Below are 17,705 nucleotides of genomic sequence, written 5' to 3' on the forward strand. Positions count from 1 at the left end.
TTTCAAAAAGAATCCGATGGAAAAACGTGGTGGTTCCATATGACTATTTTTAACAAAATTCCAAACATAATAGTTTACTAGTATAATTTTCGGGGAACTTCTCAAACACATGTAATAAATTTGAAGGGAAGAGGATCGATGTTTGAGAATGGTTTGCTTTTTACAGTCTTATCCTGTGTCTTTTTTATGGGATTGGTTGCGTGGGTTTCATACATAAAAACAAAGGGATCTTTGAATGATTCCACTGGTTATTTTCTGGCAGGGAGGGGGCTTACGGGAACGTTCATTGCCGGTTCGCTTCTACTCACCAATTTATCTGCTGAGCAATTGGTGGGTTTGAACGGGCAGGCGTTCCGTGCGAACCTGTCGAACATGGCATGGGAAGTGACGGCGGCATTTGCCATCATCATCATGGCCCTGTATTTGCTCCCGAAATATTTGGGGAGGAGCTTCACCACATTACCTGAGTTCCTGAACCAACGATATGATAAGGGCGTTCGTCAGTACACGACCATTCTCTTTATGCTTGGCTATGTGTTTGTGACAATACCTTCGATGCTCTATTCAGGGGCACTTGCTGTCTTGAAATTATTCGATGTCCCCGAACTGCTTGGGATTTCCTATACTCAATCGATTTGGCTGATTGTTTGGACGATCGGGATCATCGGCAGTATCTATGCCATTTTCGGCGGACTGAAGGCTGTGGCCATCTCTGATACGTTGAATGGTGTAGGGTTGCTGATCATCGGGATTCTCGTACCGATACTAGGTTTCTATGCCCTGGGAGAAGGAAACATCCTTTCAGGAGTGAAGGAAATTGCGACGAAGAATCCTGAGAAGCTGAATTCTATCGGATCCGCATCGGATTCCGTCCCGTTTTCTACCATCTTTACCGGTCTGCTTTTTGCAAATCTATTCTATTGGGCTTCCAATCAGTATGTCATTCAGCGTACCCTTGGAGCGAAGAACTTAGCGGAAGGACAGAAGGGTGTCATCATTTCAGGTTTCTATAAACTACTCGTTCCCTTTATGATGATGCTTCCCGGAGTCATTGCATTCCATCTGTATGGTGACTCTTTGAAAAGTGTCGACTTGGCATACCCAGCATTGATCAATGCCGTACTGCCATCGTATTTAACAGGGTTCTTCCTGGCTGTGTTGCTTGGAGCCGTGTTAAGCTCCTTTAATTCATTGCTGAACAGTGCAGCGACGCTTTTTGCACTTGATATATACAAGCCTCAGTTCAATCCGGATGTGAGCGATCAGAAATTGATTACGATCAGTAAATGGTTCGGAGCGCTGCTGGCCGTAGTATCCATGTGTGTGTCCCCGTTACTGATCAATGCGACGGACGGATTATGGGACTTGATCAGAAGATTCACGGGATTCTTTAATATCCCGATCATCGTGGTTTTACTTGTCGGGGTGTTTTCAAAACGGATACCGGCAGTGGCTGCGAAAACGGTCATCATCCTTCATGTCATCACGTATTATATGCTCGTGTGGGGGACGGGACATCTATTCGGCTTCACAATCGATATCAACTTCATTCACATCTATGGGATTCTCTTTGTAGCAGAAGTGGCCCTGATGCTTGTGATCGGCTGGTGGAAACCGATGAAGAAGCCGTACGAATATCGTTATAATCCAAAAGTGGACATGATGCCATGGAAATACAGTATTCCATTATCCATCGTCCTGATGGCCTCGGTCGTACTGACGTATTTCATCTTCTCACCGATCGGTCTTGCATATGAATCAGCGGTCATTTCACCTTATTTCTGGCCTGCCACCGGAGGACTGTTCCTCCTGACAGCAGGACTCATCGTCTGGTCGCTGAAAAGCTGGAACCAAAAATACAGAAACTATCTACTCAAAAACAAAACATACAAACTGAACCGGACAAAAAAATACACCATCCAACCAAACCTGAACCCAATCTACTCAACCAAATTGCTGAAATAAAAATAGGGACGGACCTTCATTCCTATGACCTGGTCATAGGAATCGAGGTCCGTCCCTCTTATTTTTATTTTGTACGTTCTAATAGGTTAGCCAGGACGTGTTTTTTGTAGGATTCTACTTTGCGTTCTTCATAGCGGCGTACCCCCGCTTTTTTTAGTTCTTCTACGTACCAGCCTTTGCTTCCGATATGCATTGAAATCAACATCCTTTCTTTGCGTAGTATTGATTGGAATCTCCGACTAACTCTCGAAAGAGCTACGTTAAGATTGCTTACGGTTGTACATTGTAACATCTCATTTTTTATGAAAAAAGGGGGTAAACGGAATTTTTCGGATTCATCCTTTTCTGATAATTTTTCAGGAGAAAATTAATTTTTTTTATAAAAAAGTGATCCAAATATGAACCGGCTTCGTTAGCTTAGTGAAAATCGGATACAGCAGGGTTTTTTATTGTGATGATCGCAAATTGTACCTGGTACAATGAATGCTTTTTGTACCATGTACAACAGATACAGCACCATCCTAAAAAACAATTCAGCATCCGTTATTTGAATCGGAAGGAGGTGACAAGACGCAGTGCAAAAACGCCTCATTCAGGCTTTGCTTTTTCTTGGAGTCATCAGTATTCCAACCTTTGCTTCAGCAGAGGGCGGACTTCTCTCCAACGTGACGAATGAAGTCAATGCTGTCACGGACAGCGCGACAACGACCGTGAATGAAGCCGTGTCCGCTCCTGACGAGGAGAAGGACAAACCTTCTACGGATGATCAGCAGTCGAAAGGAAATATTCTTTCCAATACGGTTGATTCGGTGACAGACACGGTCGATGAGACGACAGAATCGGTAACAGGTACAGTAAACGCTGTAACGAAGACCGTCGGGAACACAGCGGACAAAACCGTTGAACAAGCGACAAAACCAGTTACAGATATCGCAGGGGACTCAGCGGCTCCTGTAACGGAAACGGTGAACAACACCACCAAGGCCGTTACCAAAACCATTGAAAAAACAACGAAATCTGTAAACGGAACGGTGGATTCGACGACGAAGACGGTCACGAGCACCGTGGAAGAAACAACGAAATCTGTGACGGAATCATTGTCAGACGATGAACCTCTGCTGGAAGTGGATCTGTCGGATGAACCCGAAGTGAAAGTGAATACAGGGGTCGCCGATGTGGAAGTTTCCAAAGATCCACAGGTGAAAGTGGATACCGGAGTAGTCGACGCCGATGTTTCAAAGGAACCAGCTGTCAAAGTGGACGTTGAAACAGAAGTGCCCGACGAGCCTGTGGTCAACACAGAGGATAAAGATCGTGACGTCGAAGTGGAGAAAGAAAATGTTCGAAAGGAACCGGTCAAACAAGACGTTCCCGTCGAACCAGAGATGAGCTCCACTAAAATAAGCAAAGCCAAAAGACTAAGTGAAACCATACTTACAAAACCGGTTGAAGTAGAGGAAAAGGGTTCAGTTACGATGGAAGAACCTAAAAGTCAGAATGAACAACAACCTTTTCCGCCACGTAAAAAGATGGAACCGGTCCTGACGACGACTACGATGAATTCAACAAGTCAGTCATCCAGTACAAGTGGAATGAGCGCTCAGGTAACAGGATCATCTTCTTTATGGGGTGTGTCGGAGCAATATGCAACGGCGGTCAACTTCCAAAAAGCCAATTTGTACGAGAAAAAGAATCTCTACTATGATCAGTGGTTAAACGCACCACCGTCCCAACCACCTCAAGATTCTCTTCTTTTCAAAAGTATATAAACTAAAAACTTTTAAAAGGAGAGAAAAATAAAATGAGAAAAAGCATATTTAGAACATTGGTTATGACAGGTGGATTAGCAGCAAGTCTTGCAATCGGAGGTCACACAAGCTTAGCGGCAGGGAATGATTCACTGCTGAACAGCGATGATGGATTATTGGAAAACGTCAACATCCTTGATTCGGAAGACGGTTTATTGAATGGATTGAACATCGGTGGATCAGACAACGAAGAATCAAATGCGGATACAAATGCTGATGCGGATGCAAACATCGTAAACGAGACGGCTGTAGACGAAGAAAATGATTCTGTCATGACCAAGAACGGTGCAGAAGCAACTTCAGATGTAAACGCAGTGGTTGAAGGAGAAGACGAATCAGCAGAAGTGAATGCAGACACGGACGCAGCTGTCATGAATGAAACGACAGTGGAAGAAGATTCAGCGACTTCCAAAACAGAAGCGGGAGCATCCCAGGATGTAAACGCAGCGGTTGAAGGAGAAGACGAATCGGCGGAAGTGAATGCTGATACAGACGCAGCTGTCATGAACGAAACAATGGTAGAAGAAGATTCAGCGACTTCCAAAACAGAAGCAGGAGTATCCCAGGATGTAAACGCAGCGGTTGAAGGAGAAGACGAATCAGCCGAAGTGAATGCTGATACAGACGCAGCTGTCATGAACGAAACAATGGTAGAAGAAGATTCAGCGACTTCCAAAACAGAAGCAGGAGCATCCCAGGATGTAAACGCGGCAGTTGAAGGAGAAGACGGTTCAGCATCAATAGACGCTATGACCGATGCGGGAATCATGAACGAAACCATGTACAATGAAGAAGATGATTCTTATGCTTCTACTACTTCCGGGAACCTTACGTCTGGTCTGAATGCTTCGGCATCTGATGAAGAGAATGAAGTGAGTGCTGATGCGATGACTGATTCCGATGTATGGGTGATGACAGAAGGCAGTGAAGAAAATGATTCTTCTAAAACGTCCATCGGTACTGAATCTGCAAATGGTGTAGTACTTGGAACAATGGACAAAGAAGATGGAGATTCTTCTCAAGTAAAAGCGATGAACGATACTTCTGTTATGACGACTGTTGAAAACAGTGACGACTATTCCAAGTTCGAAGCAAATGCAGCGAACAACCTTATGCTTGGTGCTATGTCAAACGATGAAGACAATGAATCTGCAGCGACTGTCATGAACGCAGTAAATGCGGGACTATGGGCTGAATCAATGGATTCTGAAGAAGAAGAGTATAAGAGTGCAGGATTAAATGCAGGTACGGATACTGCTCTTGGATTCTTATCTTCTGACGAGGACAACGAATCTTCTCTTCTATCAAACCTTGGTGTAAATGCAGATGCAAGCTACACACAATGGGAAAATGAAGAGTCTTCAGATTCAGAGTTCAACCTTGGTCTTTCAACAGATCTTGGTCTAAATACAATGCTACAGTCTGATGATGAAGGAATTGATCTAGGACTGTAATAGAAAAGAAAGGAATGATCCATCGCGGATCATTCCTTTTTTAATGTACAGCTTTCTTCAGTTCCATCTCTTCTTTTTCAAAGCGCTCGAACATGATGAAGAAGAGTCCGGCACTCAAAAGAGCCAGGACGGAAAGGAGGATGAATGTCCAATCATACCCTACATATAAGGAAAGGGTAATGGATAGTGGCGCAATCGTCCTTGCAATCGTGAAGCGCAGGCTGGCTGCGGCAAAATACTGCCCTCGCATATGATCCGGTGCAAGCTTCGATACGAAGCTTTGCTGGATACCGGCCGTCATCAGTTCTGCGAACGTGAACACCGCCATGCTGATCACAAACATCCATACGGAACTCGTTTGACCAAACATGAAGATCGAAACCGCATAAATGAGAGAAGATAGAATGAACACATTTCGTTCACGGAATTTCGTGATCCATCGTGTAATGACCACTGTAAGAAGGGCCACCAGAAATCCATTTTCCGACAGGATCAAACCGAATACCTGCTCACTTACGAGTGTCAAGGACCAGTCCCCAAAGCTGAACAGTGTGGCTTTATCCATGACATCTTTTATATACACGGGAATCAAGAGGTCCAATTGCATGAACGTTTGACCTACCAGGACCCCGGCTAAAATAAACAATAAAAACGTTTTGTCTTTAAAAATAACGCTGTAATCCTTGAACTGATCTGTCAACACACTATGCCAGGCTTTCTTTTTCCCTTCTGTGACAAGAAGTTTATTCTTATCTGCCGGAGCCGTTTCCCTCGTCATTTTATATAAAAGAAGAGCTAAAAGCATGCAAATAAGAGCGGCTGCGATTAATAATTGAAAGCGATAGTGGACATAGAAAATGCCTCCTAATATTGGCCCGACGACGACGGCGATGTTAATGGACGTGTAAAAGACGGCAAATACGTGGCTCCGATCCTTCTCATCCACCACATCGGCAACCATGGCCTGACTTGCTGGCCAGTAAAAGGAACCGAAGACCCCGACCAAACTGAAACAGATAAACCCAATCATGGCAGAATCAAGCCAAGGTGAACTGGCAAGTCCAAAGATCAGAAAAGCAAAGCCTTGTCCAAAAGCCGAAATGACCATCATTCGTTTACGTCCGAATCGATCCGCGCAGTAGCCTCCCATCAGATTCGCGAGTACGGCAAATACCTGTGAAAGAACCAATAATAATCCTGCCGTCTGTTTTCCGAATGACTCTGTAAAATAGATCGTCAAAAACGGAAAGAACATCCAGAAAGTAATGTTAATCGCTGCTTCCCCAAACAGCCGGACCTTCAAGTTACGGTCCCAATCCCGAATTCTCACCTAAATCCCTCCCCTATGTAACTCTAGATGAACTAGATTATCATAGCCCGACAGGACAAATTAAACAAGACTGATTTACTGGAATTTTACAAAATATTTACTCATGCCAACGGTGTGGCTCGGGATACCCTTTTCCCCATTTGGAATACATTAGAAGTACTGAGGAAGAAAGGGTGGATGGTGGTGAGCGATAGACTAATTCTCATTACTGGGGTGTGGACCCAGGTCGTCGGAACAGTGATTGCTGCCATCGGTGAAACCATGATCATTCAGGAAGAGCGGTTGAATCTCCCGCCACTAGGATTTCGCTTGGTCTCCATCGGAAATGGTTTCGAGGCCACTGGGAATTCCCTGCAGGCGGTTGGGGCGGAAAAACTGTCCGATGGTTCCATAGGGGAAACGTACCGGATAGCCGGTGACTGGATCCAGGCCTCGGGGAACGTCACAAATGTATTTGGTGCAGAGCTTCAATTTTACGGTAAAGAGGTGGAGGGGTTGAAACTGGATATATTTGGGGACACCGTCCAGTCTGTCGGGGCAGGACTCGAAGCCTACGGGGCAACATTGAGTACGCGTGCCTACTCCGATCTCCTTGCTGCTGGAAATACGATTCAATCCCTGGGGGCCGCCCTTGAAGCAGTGGGGGAGACATTCATTTTAAAAGGAATGAGGGAACTAGGACTGCAGATCACCACTTTCGGAAGCTATGCCCAGGCAGCCGGTGCGACGATCGCTGCGATTGCGGTGACGAAACAGTATGGGTAGGGGGGATTTTTGATTCTGAGAGGAAGGTTTACCTTACAAACTGGTTATTTGGTAGTTTGACAAGGAGATAGAATGATCCATACTAGTCTGATAGAAGGAATTGCGTCATTATTGATGGTGATTGCGTTAAAATAAAATTTATTGCGTCGTTTTTTAAATATTTGCGTCAGAATATGGTTGGATTGCGTGTTTTTACAATTATATCCATTCGAGTGAGCGCTCAGTCAAACCAGCCCCATATCAAACCCCACCATCCCATCCAAAACAAAAACCCCCAAAAGACAGCCAAGCCGCCTCCCAGGGATTCATCCTACATACTGAACTTAAAACGCCCAACCGCCATCACGGAATACTGCTTCAGTCGAGCCGTCTTCTTTTACTCCATCGATGTTCATTTTGTCAGAACCGATCATGAAGTCAACGTGAGTGATGCTGTTGTTCAAGCCGTTTTTCTCAAGCTCTTCTTCGCTCATTTTCTTTCCGCCTTCGATACAGAATGCATAGGCATTCCCGATCGCAAGGTGATTTGATGCGTTCTCATCAAATAACGTGTTGTAGAATAACACGTTCGATTGAGAGATCGGCGATTGATGTGGAACAAGGGCGATTTCCCCAAGATAATGAGATCCTTCATCGGTATCGACGAGGCGCTTCAGGATCTCTTCGCCTTCTTCCGCCTTTACGTCCACGATGCGACCGTTTTCAAATGTAATCGTGAAGTTGTCGATCACGTTACCACCGTAGCTAAGGGGCTTCGTGCTTGATACCGTACCGTTTACACCGGTTTTAAGGGGAACCGTGAATACTTCTTCGGTCGGCATGTTCGCCATGAAAGTCGTACCTTCTTCGTTCACGCTTCCGGCCCCTACCCAAAGGTGACCTTTCGGGAGTTCGATGGTAAGGTCCGTCCCCGGTGCTGTGTAATGAAGCTTCTGGTAGTTCTTTTCGTTCAGGTATTCGACTTTTTCGTGAAGGTTTGCGTCGTGATCCTTCCATGCTTGTACAGGGTCAGCCTGGTCGGCACGGACCGCTTTGAAGATCGCGCCCCATAATAGGTCCACTTGTTCTTCTTCAGAAGCATCCGGGAATACTTTTGCAGCCCAGTCTTTCGATGGAGCGGCCAGGACACACCAGCTGACTTTGTCGGATTGGATGAACTGACGGTATTTGGACATGGCTTTACCGGCAACCTTCTGGAAGTTCGAAATGCGGTCCGGATTGACGCCTTTTAACAAATCAGGACTTGAAGAGACGATGCTCATGAAGGCAGCTCCGCCTTCAGCAAGCGTTTCGACTTCACGTGCTTTCCACTCAGGGAACTCCTGGAATGCTTCATCAGGGGCAAGGTCGTATTTCGTACGGTTGACGGTGTCATCGCTCCAGTTTACATATACATGCTTAGCTCCTACTTCATAGGCTTTCTTTACTACTAAGCGGACGAATTCTGCAGAGTCGATGGACGTGTTGATGACGAGGGTCTGACCCTTTTGAACATTCACTCCGACTTCGACTGCAAGATTTGCGTATTTCTCTAAATTTTGTTGGAAATTAGTCATATGTATTCTCCTTTTTTCAGAATGTTCTATTACATTCTTATTGTATCAGGGCCCACACCGTTTGCAAGTGTTTACACCTATCTTTGTATCCTATGTTAAAGAAGGGAAAAGTATTAATTCACGCCAAATTTGAACGTTGTATGGCATCGACTCAAGATTCATACCTGGATTCGGACAACTATACTATAATGATGGAAGCGTGTTTATAAAAAAGGGGGAAGACGACATGCCTTGGAATGTCCTATTATTACGAATGTCAGCGATTTATGGGTTTATCGGAGCGTTTCTCGGGTCTCATATGGCCGGGGCCGGATCGTATGCATTCAAGCCGATCCATGCCCATATCCTGGTGGTCGGTTGGTTGAGCTTATTTGCCTACTCTTCCTATTATCGATCCTATCAGGTACCGAAATCTTCTAAACTGGCATTTGCCCATGTGTGGACGGCGATCATCGGTTCGATCGGATTGACAGCCGGGATGTGGATGTACAATTTAAATCCATTCAATCTGCCGTCAGACTTTACGACCGTCTTTTATATTGTCGGGGGAAGTACGCTGTTACTCAGCTTTTTCCTGTTTCTATTGATGACATTCAAGTATAGCGAGAGTAAGAAGTAAGGCCGGTTCCGATTAAACCGTTCAGCTGCTGATTATGAAGGAATATTCAGCAGCTGAATAATGGCTTATTTTCAGCAGCTGAACAAAAAACTTCCCACCGCAAATCGGTGAGAAGCATTCTTCAAGTGGACGTTTCATCCGGTTTCTGCTCTTGAAAGAGAAACCGGTAGTCCATTGGGTTCTGGATGAGGTCGGACAGGGTGTAATCATCGAGGACAGAGAGATATGCGTTCAGTGCTTTACCAAGGACATGCTTCAAACCGCATACCGGTGTGATGATGCATGAGTTGTTTTCGGCATCGAAGCATTCAACAAGATGGAAATCCTCTTCCGTCGCACGGACAAGTTTGCCTATATTGATGTCTTCAGGTGACTGTGCAAGCCTGATTCCGCCGTTCCTGCCGCGGATCGTTTCGATCATCCCCATCTTTCCGAGTTCATACGTCACTTTCATCAGGTGATTCTTTGAGATGCTGTAGGCATCAGCGATTTCTTTTATATTAGAGAGTTCGTCCTTTGGTTTGGAAGCCAGGAAAATCAGGACCCTCAGTGAGTAGTCAGTGTATAAAGTTAGTCTCATGTATCTCACCTTTCCGTTCCACTATCCCCATTATACAAAAGGAAGCAAGTTTGTGTCTAAATGTGACTGTTTTGTTAAAGATGTATTTTATATATTGCTTTAATCAACGAGCAGGAGTAGGCTAAAGATGTATTCAAAATATATCTTTAGAGGTGACCAATATGCTATCTCAAAAAACCATTGAAATCGTGAAATCCACTGCACCTGTATTAGAAGTCAAAGGAACGGAAATTACATCTGTTTTTTATAAAAATTTATTTACCAATCATCCGGAATTACTAAATATTTTCAATCATGCCAATCAGAAAAAGGGCAGACAACAAACCGCCCTGGCCAATACCGTGTATGCTGCCGCCCAAAATATTGATAAGCTGGAAATGATCCTTCCTGTTGTAAAGCAAATCGCTCACAAGCATAGAAGTTTAGGAGTTAAGCCTGAGCATTATCCGATCGTTGGCGAGCATCTGCTTCAAGCCATCAAGCAGGTTCTTGGAGATGCTGCGACAGATGAGATCATCGAGGCATGGGGAGATGCATACGGTGTCATCGCCGGAGTATTCATCGATGTAGAAGAAGAAATGTATAAAGAAACTGAAAACAAGGATGCCGGCTACAGAGACTTTAAACCGTTCATCATTGCTGAAAAAGTAGTGGAAAGCGACGTCATCACTTCTTTTTATCTTCAACCGAAAGAAGGCGGCAGTGTCCCAACCTACATGCCGGGGCAATATTTATCAGTCAGAGTGACGATCCCTGGGGAAGAATTCACACATATTCGTCAGTACAGCTTATCAAGCGCGCCGATGGACCATCAATTCAGAATCTCTGTTAAAAGAGAAGCAGAGTGCGATCCACAAGGGAAGGTGTCCAACTTCTTACATGATCAAGCAGTCGTAGGAAGCGAGATTGAAGTCAGCGCGCCTGCCGGGGATTTCTATTTAGAGGACGGGGACTCACCTGTTGCGTTTATAAGCGGAGGCGTTGGGATCACACCTATGATGAGCATGCTCGAACAAGTGGCCAAATCCAGACCGGAACGAAAGACAGCATTTATCCATGCGAGCAGACATGAAGGCGTGCATGCCTTTAAAGGGGACGTCGAAAAGCTCATGACGGAACTTAAGAACGGGGAAGCGTGCTTTGTTTATGAAAATCCACGGGAAGAATCTACAGCCCACTTCACAGGCTATGTGAATAAAGAAATCCTGAAGCAGTACGTGGATGCTGGAACGGAATGCTATGTGTGTGGCCCCGCACCATTTATGAAAGCCGTCATCGGTACATTGAAGGAAATGGGCGTATCAAAGGTACGTTTCGAATTCTTCGGTCCGGCAATGGATTTAAGTAAGCAGGAAAGTGTGACGGTTTAACACTTTAAAAATAAAATCGCAGTTTTGAAAATAAAAGCTGCCGATTTGAAAATAAAATTAAAAAAATGAAAATAAATCCTCCTGATTTGAAAATAAATGGGTGTTCAGACGGATCAGCATCCAGATTCAGTTCATTTCGGTGAAGGAAAACAGAAAAACGCTAGGATTCCTAGCGTTTTTCGACTTTAGTAGCGATGTTCATCGTTATCTTCACGATTTTTAAACGCTTCCTGTGTCACGATCAATTCTTCATCGCCGACGGCATCCTCGGAATGTTTACTGGATGTACTATTTTGAGGGAAGTTCCCCGGGTGTCCCTTTTTCTTTGATTCGAATGATTTACCTCGTGCCATATGAGCCACTCCTTTTCGTTCGAGATACAGGTAGTTTTTCCAGGAGGACTGAAAATATGTGAAAGTGAATTGTCAGAAAACGGACGCATCTCCCATGTGCACCAACCCGTCCGTTTGGATATACTGATAGTAACAGGTGAGGAAATGCTTCTTTAGAATCAATCAATTCCTAAGGGGTGATGGCGTTGGATTTTTCATCAATTGTTTCGGAACAACGAATTAAGAAGGCGTATGAGGACGGGGAGTTCGAGAACCTTCCCGGCTATGGGAAACCGCTGAATCTCGACGATGACAGAGGGATCCCCCAAGAATTAAAGATGGCCCATCGGATCATGAAAAATGCAGGATTCACAACGGATGAAATGAATGTGAAAAAGGAAATGATGAGGATCGAAGACTTGATGAGAGCCTGTGAGAACGAAGAGGAAGAGCGGGAATTAAAGCAGAGTCTGAATGAGAAAATGCTGAAATACAACAGCATGCTTTCGAAGAAGAGAATCAAAACAAAAAACAAATAGTTCCTTGTTCAAAAATTATGAGCATAAGCTGGAAGGCAAACTGCTGAAATAAAGAAAACACCACTTTCATCACGGAAAGTGGTGTTTTCTTTATTTCGGTTCCCCGTCTTCTTTAAATAGGAAAAAGGAAATCACGCCGGATAGGAGGGTTCCTCCGAGGATCAACATGAATTTAGAACCAGATTCGATCTCGGAATAATATTTGCCGAGCATCCAATAACATGCAACGGCTACGAGTATCATGATGGGAATGATCATGGTGAATCGTTTTTTCAACAGTGCCACATCCTTTAAAGCTTCTCTTCTCAGTTTACCATAGATTATGCTTTGACACTGTTCTGAATACGGGCTGCACTTGTGGCAGTATCTTGAACATATTGCGCAATCGTCCGGTTGTCACCGTGAAGGGTTTCGATGGTGGCGCTGATTTCCTCGAGGCCCGCAGAAGTCTGCTGAATGACAGCCGCGAGTTCCTTCGTTGACAGCTCGGCTTCCTCTGTCTGTCCCCTTACGTCAGAAGCGGTGGTGGTGAGGCGCTGGAATTCATTTGACAAAGCGTCAAGCTTCTCACGCAATGATGTGAAATACGCTGTGACCTCACCGGTAGCCCCCACATTCTCATTAAGCTTCTCAGAGCTTAGATTCATGATTTCAACAGCAGAGGAGTTCACCGCATTGACGGAAGCGAGATTGTCATTGATGCGTGTCGCCGTATTCCGCGTGATTTCGGCCAATTTTCGTATTTCATCGGCTACGATGCTGAAGCCGCGTCCAGCTTCTCCTGCCCGTGCCGCCTCGATGGATGCATTCAAAGCGAGCAGATTGGTTTGGTCCGTGATATCCTGGATGCTGCCGATAAAGCTGTTGGTTTCTTCAATTTTGCTTGTGAGCTCTTTAAAGGTCTGGTGAAGACCTTCGATGATGTTTTTCAATTCGATCATGTTTTCCTGAAGATCCATGACCCGTTCGCTTCCAGACACGGCAATCGCATTCGCATCGGTTGAATGTGCGGTAAGGTCATCTGACAGCTTTGCGACTTCTTCCATCTTACCCATTGTCGTTTCTGTTACCAGGGCGATGTTATTGATCTGATCACTTTGAGTGACACTTCCCGCTGAAATTTCATTCACTGCCGTTTTCATTTCATCATGGGAGACGAGATGGGTCTGGACCTGTTCGTTGATTTGTTGGATGCTTCCTGAGATGGTCGCCAGTTCTTTTTGTAAGAAGTTTCGCTGATCTTCTTTTTTCCTGCTTTCATTTTCTGTTGTGTGGATAAATTCCTGGAGCTGCCTGAATTGCGTTCGGTTCAGTTGGATGACGACTGCAAGGACGATGCCTAACAACACATAACTCAGCAGAGAAGGGATAAATAATTCACTGAAAATGGGATCACCCTTTGGAGCAAGCCATCCATTCAGTAAGAGCATGGCAAGACCGGATGTGAAACCAATTCCGAAGATGACAGGATTAAAGTGAATGGCGCTGATCACAGCTAAAAATAATAGAATGACTAAATCGGGAGGATTCGATCCTTCAAGAAAAAGCCAGAATCCCATTATGATATAGGACGTAGGGATGGCGAAATAGACATAAAGATTCGGTTTTTTCAGGATGAATTGAAGCACAACAAAGTATCCGGCTAGAAACAGAATCTGTAATGCGAATACCGTTACGGTGATGGTGCCCGATTCATTAAGTATTGAATACGTGAGGGCGGCTGCAAGGCTGATTCCATAGGTTATCAGCAGCAGAAGATTCTTTCTTTTACTATCGACTTCTTTCAATTGCCTGGGGGTCATGACGTTTCTCTCCTTTTAATTAAATCCCGTATATTCCATATATCGACAAATGTAGATTGCTTCTTCATAACGTTTTACAGTAATTTTTACAAAATTTTGAATAAAACTATCGCTCAATAATCAGCAGCTTTATCCGATATTAGTAGTAGACTACGATGAGTAAGGTGGAGCGATCAGATGGATAAGACGTCTTTAATAGGAGTCATTTTAGGATTGATAGCGGTTGGGGTAGGGATGGTATTCAAAGGAGTGAGCCCGGTTGCCTTATTGAACCCTGCAGCCATTTTGATTATTTTACTGGGGACGGTGGCGGCAGTGACCATTGCATTCCCGACACACGAAATCAAAAAAGTACCGAAGCTCTTCGGCATATTGTTTAAAGAACAAAAATTGCAAGACCCGAAAGAAACGATTCAATTCTTCTCGCAAGTGGCAGATCTTGCACGGAAAGAAGGGCTGCTTGCACTGGAGGCCAAAACCCAAGAAGTGGACGATCCATTCCTCAGGGACGGACTTTCATTGGCGGTGGATGGACAGAGTGCCGATTACATAAGGGACGTGCTCCATGAAGAAATCGATGCCATGGAAGAGCGTCACAGTGCAGGGGCCCTCATCTTCACACAGGCAGGGACGTATGCGCCGACACTTGGGGTTCTCGGGGCCGTCATTGGGTTGATCGCAGCCCTCAGCCACATGGATAATACCGATGAGCTCGGCTATGCGATTTCTGCGGCCTTCGTTGCGACATTGCTTGGTATCTTCACGGGTTACGTGTTGTGGCATCCTTTTGCCAACAAGCTGAAACGGAAATCCAAGCGTGAAGTTCAAATGAAAATGATGATGGTGGAAGGCATTCTTTCCATCATTGAGGGAGAATCTCCCCGGGTGATTGAACAGAAGCTTGCATCTTATTTACCGGCAAGTGAGCGGATTTTGTTACTAAAGGGGGAAGAGGATGAGGCGGCGTAAGAAGAAACATGATGACGAACATATGGATGAATCATGGCTGATTCCATATGCTGACTTACTCACCCTGTTACTGGCCCTGTTTATCGTCTTGTACGCATCAAGCTCGGTGGACGCCCAGAAGTTCAAGGAACTGTCTCAGGTATTCAGTGAAATCTTCACCGGAGGCACGGGGATGATGGAATATCCAAGCCCTGTCGCCCCCCAGCAGTCCAGCGATCAAGAACAGAAGCAGGCTGCATCAGCCGGTATCGATAAGGAAAAAGAAAAGGAATTAAGTAAAGATGAGCTGGAGAAGCAGGCCTTTATGAAGGATCAGGAAGAGCTGAAGGAAATCCAGAATAAAATAAATGAATACATCAAAACGAATAATCTGGAGCTGCAATTCGTCACTAAGCTGACGGATGAAGGGCTCCTCCTCACGATACGCGACAATGTATTATTCGACTCGGGGTCTGCCACGGTCCAGGGCAGTGACCAGAATGTTGCCGAGGAATTATCCGGACTTCTCGAAATGAATCCGCCGCGAAACATCATCATCAGCGGTCATACAGATAATGTGCCCATCCGTAACGCGGAATTCGACTCCAACTGGGAACTCAGCGTCATGCGGGCCGTCAATTTCATGAAAATCATTTTGGCCAACCCGGCTCTTGATCCCCAATGGTTCAGTGCGAAAGGATTCGGTGAATTCGAACCGATCGCAGACAACGGAACAGCAGAGGGACGGGGACAGAACCGACGGGTGGAAGTGTTGATATTACCAAGGGTGACAGAATAAAAGAAGGGACCTGCAGCTGATGGATCGGCTGCAGGTTTTTTTTGACGTATTTCCGGGGAAATGGAGGGATCTTGTCGAAGGACGGAGAACTGCCGTCAATTATAAAAGGGTTGTTCAATCATGGTGATGGCCCCCCACAGTAAGCTTCTGCACCCATTTAGTAAGAATTCTCCTCAAAATGTTTTACAGCAACCAATTTAGGGAAAAGTCTGGAAAAGCATGTAGAAGTAGTGGCTGATTTTTCAGGATTCGGGGTCTGCGTCATTAAAACGATAGGCTTTATACATATGTAGGAAACAGCAATTCCCCCGCGTTTTATTCCAAACGTCAGCCACTGCCTCTATCAAAGGAGGATCACGATTGGATACGTTTTTTGACATCATAGGTAAAGTTTCGGCGTGGTTATGGGGTCCCCCATTGATCATTGTCCTGGGTGCAACTGGTTTGTACTTAACAATATTATTGAAATTTATACAATTTCGGTATCCTCTTTACATTTTTAAGCAAACGGTTGGAAGTGTGTTTAAGAAGCCGAAGGGAGAAGGGACGGTCACTCCCCTCCAGGCGCTGACGTCTGCCCTGTCGTCCACGATCGGGGCGGCGAATATCGTCGGTGTCCCGGCTGCGATCATGTTCGGTGGTCCCGGGGCCGTTTTCTGGATGTGGGTGATTGCCCTTATCGGAATGGCGCTTAAGTTTTCGGAGAGCGTGCTTGCGGTCCGCTATCGCGAGAAGAATGAAAAGGGAGAATTTGTCGGCGGTCCCATGTACTATATGACGAAAGGATTGAACATGAGGTGGCTTGGTGTCTGGTTCGCCTTTGCCCTTATGATCGAGCTGATCCCGAGCGTCATGGTACAAGGGAATGCCGTAGCTTCCACCGTAGAAGAAACGTTTAATGTAGATGGATTGATTACCGGTATCATCATTGCGCTTATCGTTGTGCTGATTGTATTCGGCGGCATTAAACGGATCGGTAAGGTGACGGAGATTTTCGTTCCGTTCATGGCCCTGATTTATGTCGGGAGCGCCTTGGTGATTTTGTTTATGAATATTGACGCAGTACCTGAATTCTTCAGTTTGGTTTTGTCACATGCCTTTCAACCTATGTCTGCAATGGGAGGTTTTGCCGGGGTAGCCATCGCGGAGACGATTCGCTGGGGATTTGCCCGGGGGTTATACTCCAATGAGGCAGGGCTCGGAACAGCACCGATTGCCCATGCAGCGGCGCAGACGGATCATCCTGTGCGACAGGGCCTTTGGGCGATCATTGGGATCGTGATCGATACGATCATTGTCTGTACAGCCACGGCTTTTGTCGTCTTATCATCAGGGGTGTGGACTGCAGAAAATGCCCTGGATGACCCTTCAGCCCTGACAACAGAGGCATTTACGAGCTATTTCGGAGAGTTTGGCGGGATCCTCGTCACGATTTCATTGATATTCTTCGTCTTGTCCACAATCATCGTCATTGTCTTTTATGGTGCAAAGCAGGCTGAATTCCTGTTCGGATGGAAGGCGGCTCAGGGGATCAAAGTGGTTTATACCGTTGCCATCGTCCTTGGATCTGTCGGAGCGGCCAAGGTCATCTGGCAATTCCTTGATTTAGCATTGGCAGCCATCTTGATTCCGAATATCATCGCGGTCCTTCTCCTAAGTAAAGAGGTTAAAAGACTCACCAATGAGTTCTTTACTTCCGAAGAGTACTATTTGAAGGACACAGGTAAAGTGAAAGAAAAGAAAATATCTTAAACTGTCAGACTTGTTTTTCCGAAGGGAAGAGCAAGTCTATTTTTTTATATAAGCTCTTTTCGCAAAGATTGTTGTTAACTAACTCT

General features: G+C 45.3%; 17 protein-coding genes. 10 read left to right on the plus strand and 7 right to left on the minus strand.

The genetic code is table 11. The features are described 5' to 3' along the window. Window positions 1-138 precede the first annotated feature (138 nt). Window positions 139-1,965, plus strand: a complete 1,827-nt coding sequence (locus V8G47_RS11905; RefSeq protein ID WP_261748828.1) for a solute:sodium symporter family transporter — start codon at window positions 139-141, stop codon at window positions 1,963-1,965. A gap of 64 nt (window positions 1,966-2,029) precedes the next feature. Here V8G47_RS11905 and V8G47_RS11910 read toward each other — a convergent pair whose 3' ends face one another. Continuing rightward, a complete protein-coding gene (locus tag V8G47_RS11910) occupies window positions 2,030-2,158 on the minus strand; it encodes a YflJ family protein (RefSeq protein WP_079530789.1) in 129 nt (42 codons plus the stop codon). 382 nt (window positions 2,159-2,540) lie between these two features. Between V8G47_RS11910 and V8G47_RS11915 the strand changes: the two genes are divergently transcribed. Together V8G47_RS11915 and V8G47_RS11920 are read left to right on the plus strand one after the other, a co-directional pair. After that, window positions 2,541-3,734: a hypothetical protein gene (locus V8G47_RS11915; protein ID WP_336200307.1), complete on the plus strand. Its 1,194-nt coding sequence runs from the start codon at window positions 2,541-2,543 to the stop codon at window positions 3,732-3,734. A gap of 62 nt (window positions 3,735-3,796) precedes the next feature. Continuing rightward, entirely contained in the window at window positions 3,797-5,227 is a 1,431-nt protein-coding gene (locus V8G47_RS11920; protein ID WP_336200308.1) for a hypothetical protein, read from the plus strand. A 40-nt stretch (window positions 5,228-5,267) separates the two neighbouring features. Here the strand turns inward: V8G47_RS11920 and V8G47_RS11925 are convergent, their stop codons facing one another. Further along, entirely contained in the window at window positions 5,268-6,557 is a 1,290-nt protein-coding gene (locus V8G47_RS11925; protein ID WP_336200309.1) for an MDR family MFS transporter, read from the minus strand. 183 nt (window positions 6,558-6,740) lie between these two features. On the opposite strand from V8G47_RS11925, the gene V8G47_RS11930 reads away from it, so the two are divergent. After that, a complete protein-coding gene (locus tag V8G47_RS11930) occupies window positions 6,741-7,322 on the plus strand; it encodes a DUF6944 family repetitive protein (RefSeq protein ID WP_336200310.1) in 582 nt (193 codons plus the stop codon). A gap of 323 nt (window positions 7,323-7,645) precedes the next feature. Here the strand turns inward: V8G47_RS11930 and V8G47_RS11935 are convergent, their stop codons facing one another. After that, window positions 7,646-8,878 carry an aminopeptidase gene (locus tag V8G47_RS11935; protein ID WP_336200311.1) on the minus strand — a complete coding sequence of 411 codons (1,233 nt, stop codon included), beginning with the start codon at window positions 8,876-8,878 and terminating at the stop codon, window positions 7,646-7,648. Between the two features lie 226 nt (window positions 8,879-9,104). Here V8G47_RS11935 and V8G47_RS11940 point away from each other — a divergent pair, with 226 nt between their 5' ends. Next, the gene (locus V8G47_RS11940; protein ID WP_336200312.1) at window positions 9,105-9,497 is read left to right on the plus strand and encodes a hypothetical protein; all 393 of its coding nucleotides are present in this window, start codon (window positions 9,105-9,107) and stop codon (window positions 9,495-9,497) included. A gap of 121 nt (window positions 9,498-9,618) precedes the next feature. Here the strand turns inward: V8G47_RS11940 and V8G47_RS11945 are convergent, their stop codons facing one another. Next, entirely contained in the window at window positions 9,619-10,077 is a 459-nt protein-coding gene (locus V8G47_RS11945) for an RrF2 family transcriptional regulator (RefSeq protein WP_336200313.1), read from the minus strand. 161 nt (window positions 10,078-10,238) lie between these two features. On the opposite strand from V8G47_RS11945, the gene hmpA reads away from it, so the two are divergent. Next, window positions 10,239-11,447, plus strand: a complete 1,209-nt coding sequence (hmpA, locus tag V8G47_RS11950) for an NO-inducible flavohemoprotein (protein WP_336200314.1) — start codon at window positions 10,239-10,241, stop codon at window positions 11,445-11,447. 185 nt (window positions 11,448-11,632) lie between these two features. On the opposite strand, the gene V8G47_RS11955 is transcribed toward hmpA, so the two are convergent. Continuing rightward, entirely contained in the window at window positions 11,633-11,800 is a 168-nt protein-coding gene (locus V8G47_RS11955) for a hypothetical protein (RefSeq protein WP_167562132.1), read from the minus strand. A gap of 185 nt (window positions 11,801-11,985) precedes the next feature. On the opposite strand from V8G47_RS11955, the gene V8G47_RS11960 reads away from it, so the two are divergent. Next, window positions 11,986-12,318, plus strand: a complete 333-nt coding sequence (locus V8G47_RS11960; protein ID WP_336200315.1) for a J-domain-containing protein — start codon at window positions 11,986-11,988, stop codon at window positions 12,316-12,318. 90 nt (window positions 12,319-12,408) lie between these two features. Here the strand turns inward: V8G47_RS11960 and V8G47_RS11965 are convergent, their stop codons facing one another. Continuing rightward, window positions 12,409-12,594, minus strand: coding sequence for a histidine kinase (locus V8G47_RS11965; protein WP_442970833.1), 186 nt, complete (start codon window positions 12,592-12,594; stop codon window positions 12,409-12,411). 44 nt (window positions 12,595-12,638) lie between these two features. Beyond that, on the minus strand, window positions 12,639-14,120 hold the full coding sequence (locus V8G47_RS11970) for a methyl-accepting chemotaxis protein (RefSeq protein WP_336200317.1): 1,482 nt from the start codon (window positions 14,118-14,120) through the stop codon (window positions 12,639-12,641). A gap of 177 nt (window positions 14,121-14,297) precedes the next feature. Between V8G47_RS11970 and motA the strand changes: the two genes are divergently transcribed. The 3 genes from motA (at window position 14,298) to V8G47_RS11985 (ending at window position 17,619) form a co-directional block, all read left to right on the plus strand. Further along, window positions 14,298-15,089 (plus strand): flagellar motor stator protein MotA, encoded by a 792-nt coding sequence (gene motA, locus V8G47_RS11975; protein ID WP_336200318.1) that lies wholly within the window; start codon window positions 14,298-14,300, stop codon window positions 15,087-15,089. Continuing rightward, window positions 15,076-15,867: a flagellar motor protein MotB gene (motB, locus tag V8G47_RS11980; protein WP_336200319.1), complete on the plus strand. Its 792-nt coding sequence runs from the start codon at window positions 15,076-15,078 to the stop codon at window positions 15,865-15,867. Before motA ends, motB begins: the two co-directional genes overlap by 14 nt. A 360-nt stretch (window positions 15,868-16,227) precedes the next feature. Then, window positions 16,228-17,619, plus strand: coding sequence for an alanine/glycine:cation symporter family protein (locus V8G47_RS11985; RefSeq protein ID WP_336200320.1), 1,392 nt, complete (start codon window positions 16,228-16,230; stop codon window positions 17,617-17,619). Window positions 17,620-17,705 lie beyond the last annotated feature (86 nt).

The organism is Rossellomorea sp. LJF3 (assembly GCF_037046045.1).
Taxonomy (GTDB): domain Bacteria; phylum Bacillota; class Bacilli; order Bacillales; family Bacillaceae_B; genus Rossellomorea.